Genomic DNA, 13,744 nt, shown 5'->3' on the forward strand with positions numbered 1-13,744 from the left:
CAGCATCCCCAAGCAGCTTACAACTGGCGTCGCATGCTGTTCACTGTGTCCTCCTTGCTTTTCGTGGCGGGTAATGAGTAGTCATCTCCGCGTCGGTGACGGGGATTGGCGGATTCTAGGGGTGGTTGCAACGGTTGGTGGTTTTAGGCAAGCAGTTTGAGGATCCGCGCTGGGGTTATCGTATTCTAACGTCTTGCGTGGTCGATCGTTTAGATCTTCAGCGGCTGCGTCAAGATATTCTTCTCGGTACTGGGACAGGTCGGTAGCTTTTGGGAAGTACTGTCTTAGCAAACCATTGGTGTTCTCGTTTGTGCCTCGTTGCCAAGGAGAATAAGGGCCACAGAAGAAAACATCCATATCTAGCGAGGTAGTGATTTTCTGGTGCAGCACCATTTCAGATCGCTGATCCCAGGTAAGAGAGTTACGTAGTAGTTTTGGAAGTTTTTGCATCTTTTTCACGATTGCTTCTTGAACGCTGCCGGCATCATGGTGATTAGGAAGATACAGCAAAATCGTGAACCGGGTTGTACGCTCCACCAACGTGCCAATCGCGGACTTATTGCCGGCGCCGCATATTAAATCCCCTTCCAAGTGTCCTGGGACGATCCGCTCATTCACCTGTGCTGGACAGTCAGCAATCATTGTCATAGGGTCTTTAAAATGGGGTGTGCGATGCTGGGGTTGTTCATGTGGTTTACGCCTGGCTTGTCCTGTACGCAGCATCTTTTTAACCTTAAGCTTTAGCTGTCCACGGGCATGAACCTAGATCGCTTGGTAAATGGTTTCTACACACATATTCATTGCCGGGTTATCAGGATAGTTTTTCTTCAGCCACCTGCTAATTTGCTCCGAGCTCCAGTGTTTCTTTAACCCGTCCTCCACCAGTTGAAACAATAGCGCACTACGGTTAATCTTAGCTGGCTTAGGCCTTTTCCTGGCTTGTGCTACTTGCTGGTCAGCGCGATATGGCTGATAGTGCCCTGTTAGAGGGCGGCGATGTTTATTTATCTCGCGGCTGATCATTGAGGGCGCCCTGTATAACTCTGCGGCAATCGCGCGAATAGTTTCACCTGTATGAAGTCCATCGGTGATAATGATGTGCTCTTGCAGGCCTAGATAGTACGGTTCAACATTTTCAGGGATCTCCATTTTTGCACAGTACCAGGCAACGCTAGTCTTTTCGTTACGCCCGCTCGAGCGAGTACGTCCATTACGCCATACTTTCCCGGTACGTTTGGAAACGCCACCGCTTTGGTGCTTGCGTAAAATTCAGTCTCTGACGCAAAAGCTCTACATAATGCTCACGCCGAGCAGCACACATCTTTGAACGAGACGGGTAAACAACACCCATATACTCATACAACACCGTTGAAACATCCTTTCAAACACGGTGTTGCAACCACCACTAGAACCTAAGAGGAGGGGCGAGTGAGATACCTTTGAAAAACATTTTTGGTTACAGACCATTAACCCGTCAAGCTCTTTTTAAGATTACTCGCAGCATATTCGAATTAGTTAAATGGATAAAAAACGCGCCCCGAGAGTTACCTCTCGGGGCGCGAGTTAAACTAAAAGTTTAGTTTACAGATCGATCTTGGTTACACGACCGGAACCAACGGTGCGGCCACCTTCACGAATAGCGAAGCCCAGGCCGACCTCCATAGCGATCGGTTGAATGAGCTCCACCGAGATTTCGGTGGTGTCGCCGGGCATAACCATTTCCTTGCCCTCGGGCAGGGTGATGACGCCGGTAACGTCGGTGGTACGGAAGTAGAACTGGGGACGGTAGCCAGAGTAGAAGCTCTTGTGGCGGCCACCCTCGTCCTTCTTCAAGATGTAGACCTGACCCTCAAACTTGGTGTGAGTGGTGATCGAGCCGGGCTCTACTACTACCTGGCCACGCTCCACGTCTTCACGCTTGGTGCCACGCAGCAGCAGACCGGTGTTGTCGCCCGCCTCGGCCTGATCCATCGACTTGTGGAAGGTCTCGATACCGGTAACGGTGGTCTTCTGCGGATCGCGAATACCCAGGATTTCCACCTCGGAGTTCAGCGGGAGCTTACCGCGTTCCACACGACCGGTAACTACGGTGCCACGACCGGTAATGGTGAAGACGTCCTCAATCGGCATCAAGAACGGCTTGTCCAGATCGCGAACCGGTTCCGGAATGTATTCGTCAACCGCTTCCATCAGCTTCTGAACCTGGCCAACCCACTTCTCGTCGCCCTCGAGCGCCTTCAAAGCAGATACCTGGACTACCGGAGCGTTGTCGCCATCGAAGTCCTGGCTGGACAGCAGGTCGCGGCATTCTTCCTCAACCAGTTCCAGCATTTCTTCGTCGTCAACCATGTCGCACTTGTTCAGCGCAACCAGGATGGCGGGCACGCCCACCTGACGAGCGAGCAGTACGTGCTCACGGGTCTGCGCCATGGGGCCGTCAGTTGCGGCAACCACCAGGATCGCGCCGTCCATCTGTGCAGCGCCGGTAATCATGTTCTTGATGTAGTCGGCGTGACCGGGGGCGTCTACGTGTGCGTAGTGACGCTTCTCGGTCTGGTATTCCACGTGGGAAACGTTAATGGTAATCCCGCGTTCACGTTCTTCCGGAGCGTTGTCTACGTCCTCGAAAGGAGTGAAATCGTTCAGTTCCGGATAGGTATCGTGCAGCACTTTGGTGATAGCCGCGGTCAAGGTGGTCTTGCCGTGGTCAACGTGCCCAATAGTACCAATGTTAACGTGCGGTTTAGTCCGCTCGTACTTAGCCTTAGCCACTTAATGTCCTCCTGGACTCGGGTAGTTATCTATCGCTTGGTTGTCAAAGTAAAGGTTAACACCCAACGCGAATGATCTCCTACGGGTTTTTCTGTGATTTTTAATAAATTAAAAGGTACCCGCGAGGGCTATTCGCCTCGGGTCTTAGCAATGATTTCCTCAGCAACTGAGCGGGGGACCTCATCGTAGCTGTCAAACTGCATCGTGTAAACGGCACGACCCTGCGTCTTTGAACGCAAGTCGCCCACATACCCAAACATTTCCGACAGCGGAACCTTTGCCCGGACTTCCTTCACTCCATTGACATCGTCCATGGACTGAATAAATCCGCGGCGAGAGGAAAGATCGCCCATCACGTCACCCATGTATTCTTCTGGGGTCCGGACCTCAACGGCCATAATCGGTTCCAGCAGAACGGGCTTAGCGCGGCGAGCGCCCTCCCTCAAAACCATGTTACCGGCAATCTTGAATGCCATTTCCGAAGAGTCAACGTCATGGTAAGCACCATCCGTCAAGGTCGCCTTAATACCGGTTAGCGGGTAACCAGCCAAGACGCCACCCTCCATGGCTTCGCGAATGCCCTGGTCTACCGAAGGAATGTATTCGCGAGGAATACGTCCGCCGGTAATCTTGTTTACAAACTCGTATGGTTCTTCCGCATCCGTGGGGAGCGGTTCGAAGGTGACCAGTACCTTTGCGAACTGGCCAGAACCACCGGTCTGTTTCTTGTGGGTGTACTCCACATCCTCGACCGTCTTGCGGATGGTTTCGCGGTAGGCAACCATCGGTGCACCCACGTTTGCTTCCACGTGGAATTCGCGTTTCATCCGGTCTACCAGTACGTCCAGGTGCAGCTCGCCCATACCGCCGATCACGGTCTGGCCGGTCTCGTCATCTAGACGCACGGTGAAGGTCGGGTCTTCTTCCGCCAGGCGCTGAATCGCGATGCCCAGCTTTTCCTGGTCAGCCTTGGTCTTGGGCTCAATAGCCACGTGAATAACCGGATCCGGGAAGTTCATCGATTCCAGAACTACCGGATGATCGTTCTCACACAAGGTGTCGCCAGTGGTGGTATCTTTGAGTCCCACAAACGCGTAAATGTTTCCAGCATGCGCGACTTCAATCGGATTTTCCTTATTGGAGTGCATCTGGAAAATCTTGCCCACCCGCTCGCGGCGCCCTTTAGTGGCGTTAAATAGCGGCGACCCGGCCTTAATGTGCCCAGAGTAAATCCGGACGTAGGTCAGTTTGCCATAGAACGGGTGCGCGGCAATCTTAAATGCCAGCGCCGCCAAAGGAGCGTTCTCGTCGGGAGGACAAAGAATTTCTTCTTCCTCGTTATTGGGGCTGTGTCCTTCCAGCGGCGGTACATCCAGCGGGGAAGGCAGGTAACGCAAAACCCCATCTAGAACCGGCTGTACGCCCTTGTTCTTGAACGCGCTGCCCGCAAACACCGGGTAGATTTCGCTCTTCAAAGTGAGTTCCCGGATACCGGCGATGATCTGCTCGTTGGTGAGCTCACCGTTTTCCAGGTAAGCCTCCATCAATTCGTCATTGGCTTCGGCCGCCGCGTCAATCAGTTTCTCGCGGTATTCTTCAGCGCGATCTTTCAGATCAGCGGGGATTTCCCCATATTCGAGAACCGCACCCAAAGTGGGGTCTCCCTTGGATACTTTCGCGCCCTTCTTATTGGCGGCTGCGGCCTGCTCTTCGCTGAAAGTTTCCGGGAAATAGACCGCCCGCATTTCCAGCAGGTCAACGATTCCTTTGAACTCGGACTCGGCGCCAATCGGCAGTACCATGACTACCGGCTTAGCGTGCAGGCGATCCTCGATGGTTTTTACCGAGTAGTAGAAATCAGCACCCAGCTTGTCCATCTTGTTGACGAAGCAAATACGGGGAACGTCATACTTGTCAGCCTGACGCCATACGGTTTCAGACTGGGGTTCTACGCCCTCTTTACCATCGAATACTGCTACGGCTCCGTCCAGGACGCGCAGCGAGCGCTCTACCTCGACGGTGAAGTCAACGTGACCAGGGGTATCAATAATGTTGATCTGTTGACCATGCCAAAAACAGGTAGTTGCCGCGGAGGTAATGGTGATTCCGCGTTCCTTCTCCTGTTCCATCCAGTCCATAGTGCCGGCACCATCGTGGGTTTCCCCAATCTTGTAGTTGATGCCCGTGTAGTACAGGATGCGTTCGGTTACAGTGGTTTTACCAGCATCAATGTGAGCCATGATGCCGATGTTGCGAACCTTAGATAGGTCAGCAAGCACTTCTAATGCCACAATTGTTCCTTCCGGTTAGAGTTACCAGCGGTAGTGGGCAAAAGCCTTGTTGGACTCCGCCATCTTGTGCATATCTTCACGACGCTTCACCGCAGCACCCAGGCCGTTGGAAGCATCCAAAATTTCGTTCATGAGGCGTTCGGTCATGGTCTTTTCACGACGCTGCCGCGAAAAGTCAACCAACCAACGCAGCGCCAAAGTGGTGGCGCGCGCCGGGCGTACTTCCACCGGAACCTGGTAGGTGGCGCCGCCAACGCGGCGAGAACGTACCTCTAGAGCGGGGCGAACATTTTCCAGAGCGCGTTTTAGAACGCTTACTGGTTCCTGCTCGGTACGCTCACGCACGCCCTCGAGCGCGCCGTAGACGATGCGTTCCGCCAAAGATTTTTTGCCGTCTAGCAGCACCCGATTGACCAACTGGGTGACGATGGTCGAGTTGTAAACCGGATCAACCGCCAAAGGGCGCTTGGGAGCTGGACCTTTACGAGGCATACTACTTCTTCTCCTTCTTCGCGCCGTACTTCGACCGGCCCTGGCCACGGTCACGCACACCCTGGGTGTCCAGCGCGCCGCGCACGATGTGGAAACGCACACCGGGCAGGTCCTTTACACGTCCACCGCGCACCAGCACAATGGAGTGTTCTTGCAGATTATGTCCCTCGCCGGGGATGTAAGCGGTCACTTCAATGCCGCTGGACAGACGCACACGCGCCACTTTCCGCAATGCCGAGTTCGGCTTCTTCGGGGTGGTGGTGTACACACGAGTGCAAACGCCGCGGCGCTGGGGCGAGCCCTTTAGCGCGCGAGTTTTACTCTTCGCCTTCTTAGTTGAGCGTCCTTTGCGGACCAACTGTTGGATGGTAGGCACTACTTCTCCTGTTACTTAATGTCGAAACACTTGCCACGCGGTACCGAAATATCGACCCCAGAAACGGGCATACTACACCGCCGGGGCCGGCCCGCCAGGTTAAGGCTGCACAGGATGCTTGCCTAGGTGGTCAGCGGATCGCGCCTAACTGACTTACCCTTAACGTCCGGAGCTCAACGGAGAAGAGCCCGTGCCAGAAAATCTGACTAGTTCGGGGCCCGGTATCGCGGGCACCATGATTAAAATTAGTCAGCCCCCCTATTGCTGGTCAAACCGGATTAGCAAATAAAAGCGCTTTTGTGACTGATTCCATGAGTAAAGCTAGGATTCCGAGATCCTTTGCCGATATTCCAGGGAGGTTAGTGTCCGCTTGCTTCCTGGCTTATTATGGGGAATCGTGTGTTCCTCTAGCCTGCCCGCGAGCGGAGTTTTGCAATACCGCCTGTGCCGACTAAGCGGTGATAATTGCGACTTTAAGCAGGTAATAGCATTTTTAAAACATAACCAACATTTGCTTTCGCCCGCCGCAGCTAGCCGCAGCACCCTTACGGTTTGGAGCGGGGAGCGGCTTAAGTTAGCGGGTTTAGGTGTAGCTTGGCAGGCCCACTTTAGCGGGGAAAACAGCTTTACGAAGGCCGAGGAAGCGTGGCAGGATTTATGCGAACATGCTCAGGTTATTTCCGGTGGCGAGGATGAAAAATCTGGGATAGCTGCCAAACTACGGCAGGCAGCAGCGGAGAAAAACTGCTGTTCAGAAGCAGAAAAAATCAACTGGCCACTGGTTTTGGGTAGTTTCGGGTTTACCTCCTCCACCCCCTCCTTGCTATTAGTTCCGGCTTTAGCAGTAGTTTCCAGTGGCGCTAACACCTGGCTCTGGCAGGCTCGTTGGCAGGCGGGGCAAGCAGATTTCCGAGGACGGCGGCGAAATTCCGGAGAAACGGCGCAACCTGCAGCCAGCTTCATCGCTGAGGAATCCCCGCTATCTCCCGCCAGCCCGGCACAGATAGTAAGCGAAGCACACCCACATTTACAGCCAGATGCCTGGAAGGCTGCAGTGGCGCGCGCGGCAGCAGAAATCCGCGCCGGACGCGCAGACAAAATCGTGCTCGCCCGCGATAAAGAACTACGCTTTGACCGCGAGGTTTCCTTGGCGAGAGTCACCAAATACTTGGCAGACAAATACCCCACTTGCTGGACTTATGCGATTGGTGACCTGGTAGGAGCCAGCCCCGAAATGCTGGCTAGCGTCAGCGAAGGGAGGCTGCTGTGCCGCGTCCTCGCCGGCTCGGCTGTTCCTTCCCAGGAACAACGCTTACTAAGCGATCCGAAAGAGCAGCTCGAGCACCGCTTGGCAGTGCAAAGCGCCCAGGAGTCGCTAACTGAATTGAACTTAGATTTAGAGATACCTGCCCCGCATCTGCTGCACCTGGGGTATGTTACCCATTTGGCAACCGATATTACCGCTGAAAACCTGGCGGAACAGGCGGTTACTTCTTTGCGGGCGGCAGCGGCGCTCCATCCCACGGCCGCGGTTTGTGGAAAGCCCCGGAAGGTAGCGGCCCAGCGCCTGGCGGCCCTAGAGGCTATGGATAGGCGCCGTTATGCCGCCCCAATCGGCTGGATGGACGCCGGTGGCGAGGGTGAATGGGCGATTGCCCTGCGCTGCGCCGAGCGTGACCCGGAGCGCGCAGACATTTATCGCCTGATCGCGGGGGCAGGGATTATGGGAGATTCTGATCCCCAGCGCGAACTGGCCGAAACTGAAACCAAAATGTCGCCGCTGCTCCGCGCCCTCCAGGCGTAAACCGAGTTTGTATAACAAGTACCGCTAACTATTCCAGGAATAACAAAGATAAGTTTCCCCCTACTACCGCAAGCAACGTTTGCAGTGCCATCAATTTTCTTGATTAAAGCTAAATTAATTGTATTGGAATATCTTATAGGACCTATGGGCCAATTTGTTTTTCAAAGAAAAATTTTTTGAGGATATTTTCACCACCTCTCTGAAAGAAATTTCCCTATATAAGCAGTTCACAACAGTGTAAGCAGTTATTTTAGGCAGAAATAAAAAATTTTACAGCATATTTTTCTACTGTATAACTTTGTCCTAATAAAAAGGGTTACCCCAGAAATTTCCACTAACCAATCGAAGGGAAAATAAATGAACGAAAACAAACGGTCCATCCGCTTGCTGGCGTTGATAGTGGCAACACTTTTTGCAATGACAACACTATTCTTTGCGGGTTCCGCTGCAAATGCTTGGGCTCAGGATCCTGCAGGGTCTAAACACATCACTGCGCTGAAATTCAGCGTACTTAATTACGAGTTTGGTCAATCCCCCAACGGAGTTCAGGTTGGAACTTCCACCGAGAATGTAACGGTTCAGTCCAAAAAGTTTTTACAGGCTGACCGGAATGCAGATGCTTGGAAAGATGCTACCGGGACCTTTGCCCCCGAATTTAAGTATCGCATCAAAATCGGCTTTAGCGCCACCACCGGTTATGATTTCGATGGCCTGACAAAAGAGCAGATTGAACTGGAAACCGGCGAAAAAGCGGTTGAATATGATGCTGCACATAAGCTAGCTATATTCGAGCTGAAGCGCATTCCCCAAAACCATACGCTTACCTTCAACACCAATGGCGGCAGCAATATTAATCCCGTCACCGAACCCGAAAACACGGTTATTGACCTAGCTGATTATCTGCCCACCAAAAAGGGTTTCAAATTTGCAGGTTGGTATGCTGATGCAGCGCTTACTCAAAAAATGGACGAAGTAGCTTTAGGTCAGAACATCACCGTTTACGCGAAGTGGACTGAAGATGAAAACGCAGCCCCCGAAAATCCGCAGCCTGCACAACCTGGTGATTCCGAAAATCAGCCGGCACCGGCACCCAATCCGGCACCTAAGCCAAAGCCTTCTGCCACTAATAGGGGCACTGCCTCGGTAGCTACCGGTTCCAAAGCTGTAAAAGCTGCCAAGAAGATCCCCCAGGGGGAGGCTAAAACCCCAGTTACTGGTAGCCACTCCCTATTGGCAATCCCGATGTCTATTGCGATGACCGCCGCGGGTGCGGTACTGATTGCCTCTCGCCGTAAGAAAGCAATCCTTTAAGGAAAACTCGGGTTTATACCGGAAAACTTCTCAAGAATTTTGGGCAGCCAGATTTTTCTGGCTGCCCAAAATTTTTTCTTGCCCTACCGAGGCAGGAGTCTCAGTTCTCAAAGAGAACAACCAACCCTGCTGTCGGTCACGAAGTGACTACCCCCCCCCCAGACACACGCCCTCTAAACGCAAAACCTAACTAGAGGGCAGCTAGCTCCCGCCGAATTTCAGATTCTAAGGCGGCGCGGCGAGCACGCAAATCTGGTAGATAAGCATTAATTTCTACGATTTCCCGGCGCGGTTTCTCACAAAGAATTGTTTTCAGTTCTTCTATGTCCTGAGCGCAGCGGTAGTCCCAACCGAGGCCGGCGGCCAGGGCAGACAGGTCGAAACGCTGCGGCGTTAAGAAATAGCGTTCGAAGACTTCCGGGTTCGCCAGTTCACCGTGCTCTAGGGTAGCGAAAATACGTCCTCCCCCATCGTTGAGCACCATTACCTGTACGGTAGGCGTGTCCTCCAATTGCCCGGTGAGCAAGCCGGTCAAATCATGCAGGCAGGTCAAATCGCCGGCAATCAGCCGGACTGCACGCCCAGTTCCGGCAGCTAACCCCAAAGCAGTAGCAATATTTCCATCAATGCCCGCCAGACCACGGTTCGCGCAATAGCGAATCCCCCGATCTCCGCGCGCCGCCAAATCGAAAGCGCGAATGGTATTAGAGGCACCAAGCATAGTCAGCGGAGGGGCACCAGCGGCGGTCACCTTCTTACCGTCAGGTTGCGCCAGCACGCTCCCCGCGCCATCCGCATCCCTGACGCTATCCGCACTGCTGAGGGGCTTACTCGCCGATGGGTCACTGTTCCTAGTCGAATCGGGGTCACGATTAATCCAGGCTTCATAGACGTCCTCGTAAATACGGGCGAGAGCGAAAGGATCGATCCCCATTTCTAATTCCCGCAGGTTATCGCTAAGTTCCGGGGCTCCTTCGGACGTGGGCATCCGGAGGCGGTGAGCAGCTTCACTCGCGCCCTGTCCCTCTTCACTAGAGGTCGCAAAAACATGATTTTTTAGGTTTCCCGAAGGCGCAGTCGCCCTCTCCGTTGCTACCTGCGAAAGATCACGAGGATCAAACGCCGCATAGTTAGCGTTTTGCCACACGGTCACTGCCCGCCGATCCACCCCCCGGCGATAGGCACGTTCCACCCCTTGCGCTACCTCGCGCCACCGCGCCAACCAGGCAGGGCTAGCAGCCGCAGGGAAAACTGTATCCACCTGCGCGGTAGTGGTAGGAACATATTTACCGGTGAGATTAGTTTTCGCTCCCAAGCTAGGCAGGCAATAGATGGGAATATCGCCCCGGGAAAGCAAGGCACTTATAGGACGAGACAAAGTGGCGTGTCCAGCTATAATAATCTGCTCGATTTCAGCAGCGAGGGCGGGAAGCACCTGTGGAGTGTGCGCGATCTGCACCACGTTGCCCGGTTTCAGGGTAACGGTTGGTTCCGCCAACACCGGGAGTCCCCAACTTTGTGCTGCCTGCGCCACCTGCGGGGGACACTGATCGGCCAAAACTACCAGGGTTTTTGCGTTTTTTCGGGGCGTTGTTTCGGCGCCATCAGCCGTTAGCGACGTTGTCAAGGATACTAGTGAAGAGGGCGCGGAGATGTCCTTATCAGAGGGGTGAGCTAGCAGCTCAGCAGGAATCTGCCAGGTATTGGAAGTCACCAAGGGCGGCGCAAACCCCAAATTAATATGTAGCGGGTAGCGCTGCCCGCGTCGGCTCTCTCCCTGTCCCCCAGCCTGCGCTAGCGCCGCCCCCAGGCGGTCTTTGGTAGCTGATAGGTCGTCCTCGCTGGCGTCAATATCTAGCGCTACTGGGCAGGCAGTCCCAAAAAACCCTTCCTGCCAGGTAGTTTGGTTCGCCCCGGTGCCGCGGGCAGCGCGAGGACGATCAGCGGTCAACGCAATCAGCGGGATGCCGCAGTGGAAAGCCTCCAATAATCCGGCATGTAACTCCGCGACTGCCGTACCCGAAGTCACTACCAACGCTACCGGAGTGTAGGCCGCTTCCTCGCCCTTATAAATACCGGATTTTGCCAGCCCTAAAGCAAAGAACGCTGCAGAACGTTCATCCAAGCGCACATGGGTACGCACTATCCCTGCCTGTGCTAACGCCGCCAAAGCATAGGTGAGAGGCGCACAGCGAGAGCCGGGACAAATCACGAAATCGCGCACTCCCGCGCGCACTAGCTCGCTGACCGCTAGCCGCGCAAAGGCAGTCGCATCATCCAGATTTTCTCCTGCCCCTTCCATATTTTGCTTGTCGTGGGAGGCACTTAAGGAGCAAGAAACGTCGCTCACCGACTAGCTACCTCCGCCACGTCTCGCATCCGCTGACTCCAACGGTTAACCAGGTCGCGGTGATCATCGTTGCTGGGAGCGCAGATTAAATCAGTGTTTACTTCTACTTCTCGCACTGCTAGTTGACCGTCCCGTACCTGCCAGGGTTGACGAGAAACATCAGATTTAAGCAACTGGCTGGTGGCCAGGCCGCAGGCATGCGGAAGCTGTGCCATCGCGGCGGCGGCGCGTACCCCTAGTCCGATACCTACCGCACTATCAACTGCGGAAGAAACCACCACTTCCAGGCCGCGTTGCTTGGCTTTCTTCGCCAAATCGATAACCGTCGATACTCCCCCCAGGGGCTGGATTTTCACAATCATTACATCCGCACAGCCATCGGGCAGGTCAGATAGCGGATCTGGGGAGCGGCGAATCAGTTCGTCAACCGCGATCGGCACCGAGGTCGTGGCGCGTAGCTCTAGAAGATCTTCCGCGCTCTTGCAGGGCTGTTCCACATATTCCAGTCCCCCCGCAGCCTCATTTAGGGCAGCAATCGCGGCTTTGGCTTCTGCCAGGCTCCATACCCCATTAGCATCGACGCGAATCCGATAATCCTGCCCAAACTGTTTTTCGAGGGCGGCGCGCACGGCTTTTATCCGTTCTACATCATCGGCAAGTTCAGTGCCGCGATCAGCAACTTTAACTTTCGCAGTCCGGCAGCCTCCGCTTTGCTCCACAATTTCCGCGGCGCGTTTGGACGATACCACCGGCACGGTCACGTTCACCGGTACGCTGCCCCGAACTATCTGAGGTGCTGGCTCGGTGAGGGCGTTGACGGCTGACCATAGCCACCGTTTCGATTCGTGCGGGCCATAATCCCAGAAGGGAGCGAACTCTCCCCAACGGTTCCCGGAACGCAGCAACACGCCCTCGCGCACAATTATGCGGCGGAAACGGTTCACGAGCGGCAGGGAATACACCAGTGCCTGGTCAATGTCGATCGCGGGAAACTCAGAGTTTTCAAATAGTTTACCGAGGACACTAACTTGTGCCTCCGGTACTTCCACTAGCATCGGGGTACTGATATTTCCTGCCATCACGTTTCCCTTGTTGTTTCTAATTTCCTGCTACTGATTCCCATAGCCCTTGCCTGGCACCGACCGGGCTAACTTCTACCGTTTTCTATTGTCAGCCTATTTGCCCAGAAAAGCCTAATAGTAGTAGGGGAAAGTTGACCAATCCGGTTCCCGATGCTCCAAGAAGGCGCGCCGCCCCTCCTCGGCCTCATCGGTTCTATAGGCCAAGCGAGTAGCCTCCCCGGCGAATAACTGTTGCCCCAGCAAACCATCATCTGCCAGGTTAAACGCATATTTTAGCATCCGGATAGCCTGCGGGGATTTGCGGGCTACAGTAAGTGCCCACTCTAGCGCCACGGTTTCTAGCTGCGGGTGCGGAACGGCCGCGTTGATAACTCCCCAGTCTGCCGCTTGCTGAGCATCATAGGTGTTCGCCAGGTAAAAGATTTGCCGCGCGCGTTTATCTCCCACCTGCCGCGCCAGCAGCGCCGAACCGTATCCGGCATCAAAGGAGCCCACATTGGCATCGGTTTGTTTGAAGCGCGCATGCTCCTGGCTCGCCAGCGCCAAATCACACACCACCACCAGAGAGTGTCCGCCCCCAGCGGCCCACCCGGGAACCGCCGCAATCACCGGTTTCGGCATAGCACGTATCAGACGCTGGACTTCCAGAATGTGCAAGCGTCCAGTACGCGCCAAATCCAGGTTTTGGCGGCGTTGGGAAACTTCCGCATCTGGATCAGCGCCTTCTTGTTCGTAGCGATACCCACCCCGGTCACGAATCCGCTGGTCACCGCCGGAGCAAAAGCTGTAGCCTCCATCGCGGTCGCTCGGACCGTTCCCGGTGAGGATTACCGCCGCTACATCGGCGCCGCTGCGCGCATATTCCAGGCAAGCTAGCAGTTCATCTACGGTATGGGGACGAAAAGCATTGCGCACCTGCGGGCGATCAAAGGCAATTCGCAAAACCGGAAGTTTTTGCCCGCTTTTCCCACGATCGGCTAATTCGGTGGCCGCTAAGTCGCTTAGTTCATAGCGATCCCGTCCCGGCTTATACGGATTTTTTGGCTCTTTCAATTCGGACGAGGACGCGGACGCAGAGGCATCCGGGCTTCCCGCTTTCACTACCGCCCGGTGAAAGGTGAGGTCGGTTAGCTTTTCAAAGCCGGGAACTGGAATCCAACGCTGCGCGTCAAAAGTGTCAGAAACATATGCAAGCTGGCTCATACCCCCACCCTACCGCGTGAGCACGTTTCCCAAGTTTCCCCCTAAGTCAGTACCACGCGAGGC

General features: G+C 54.6%; 9 protein-coding genes and 1 pseudogene. 2 read left to right on the forward strand and 8 right to left on the reverse strand.

Annotated features, from left to right (window positions below; genetic code table 11):
• Window positions 1–81: 81 nt before the first annotated feature.
• The 5 genes and pseudogenes from F605_RS09365 to rpsL form a co-directional block, all read right to left on the reverse strand.
• Window positions 82–1,351 (reverse strand): annotated as a pseudogene (locus F605_RS09365) (IS30 family transposase).
• Window positions 1,352–1,581: 230 nt separating this feature from the next.
• The gene (gene tuf, locus F605_RS0102210) at window positions 1,582–2,772 is read right to left on the reverse strand and encodes an elongation factor Tu (protein WP_022864281.1); all 1,191 of its coding nucleotides are present in this window, start codon (window positions 2,770–2,772) and stop codon (window positions 1,582–1,584) included.
• 128 nt (window positions 2,773–2,900) lie between these two features.
• Window positions 2,901–5,063, reverse strand: a complete 2,163-nt coding sequence (fusA, locus tag F605_RS0102215; protein WP_022864282.1) for an elongation factor G — start codon at window positions 5,061–5,063, stop codon at window positions 2,901–2,903.
• Between the two features lie 21 nt (window positions 5,064–5,084).
• Window positions 5,085–5,555: a 30S ribosomal protein S7 gene (rpsG, locus tag F605_RS0102220; RefSeq protein ID WP_022864283.1), complete on the reverse strand. Its 471-nt coding sequence runs from the start codon at window positions 5,553–5,555 to the stop codon at window positions 5,085–5,087.
• 1 nt (window position 5,556) lies between these two features.
• The gene (rpsL, locus tag F605_RS0102225) at window positions 5,557–5,931 is read right to left on the reverse strand and encodes a 30S ribosomal protein S12 (protein ID WP_022864284.1); all 375 of its coding nucleotides are present in this window, start codon (window positions 5,929–5,931) and stop codon (window positions 5,557–5,559) included.
• 397 nt (window positions 5,932–6,328) lie between these two features.
• Between rpsL and F605_RS09370 the strand changes: the two genes are divergently transcribed.
• Together F605_RS09370 and F605_RS11245 are read left to right on the forward strand one after the other, a co-directional pair.
• Window positions 6,329–7,735, forward strand: coding sequence for an isochorismate synthase (locus F605_RS09370; protein WP_022864285.1), 1,407 nt, complete (start codon window positions 6,329–6,331; stop codon window positions 7,733–7,735).
• A 357-nt stretch (window positions 7,736–8,092) separates the two neighbouring features.
• On the forward strand, window positions 8,093–9,046 hold the full coding sequence (locus F605_RS11245) for an InlB B-repeat-containing protein (protein WP_022864286.1): 954 nt from the start codon (window positions 8,093–8,095) through the stop codon (window positions 9,044–9,046).
• Between the two features lie 190 nt (window positions 9,047–9,236).
• Here the strand turns inward: F605_RS11245 and F605_RS10875 are convergent, their stop codons facing one another.
• The 3 genes from F605_RS10875 to F605_RS0102255 all read right to left on the reverse strand — a co-directional run bounded on the left by F605_RS10875 (window position 9,237) and on the right by F605_RS0102255 (window position 13,681).
• Window positions 9,237–11,396: a thiamine pyrophosphate-binding protein gene (locus F605_RS10875; protein ID WP_022864287.1), complete on the reverse strand. Its 2,160-nt coding sequence runs from the start codon at window positions 11,394–11,396 to the stop codon at window positions 9,237–9,239.
• Window positions 11,393–12,475 (reverse strand): o-succinylbenzoate synthase, encoded by a 1,083-nt coding sequence (locus tag F605_RS0102250; protein WP_022864288.1) that lies wholly within the window; start codon window positions 12,473–12,475, stop codon window positions 11,393–11,395. Before F605_RS0102250 ends, F605_RS10875 begins: the two co-directional genes overlap by 4 nt.
• 114 nt (window positions 12,476–12,589) lie before the next feature.
• Window positions 12,590–13,681 (reverse strand): 1,4-dihydroxy-2-naphthoyl-CoA synthase, encoded by a 1,092-nt coding sequence (locus F605_RS0102255; RefSeq protein ID WP_022864289.1) that lies wholly within the window; start codon window positions 13,679–13,681, stop codon window positions 12,590–12,592.
• Window positions 13,682–13,744: the final 63 nt, after the last annotated feature.

Origin of the sequence: Varibaculum cambriense DSM 15806 (genome assembly GCF_000420065.1) — a bacterium.
Classification (GTDB): domain Bacteria; phylum Actinomycetota; class Actinomycetes; order Actinomycetales; family Actinomycetaceae; genus Varibaculum; species Varibaculum cambriense.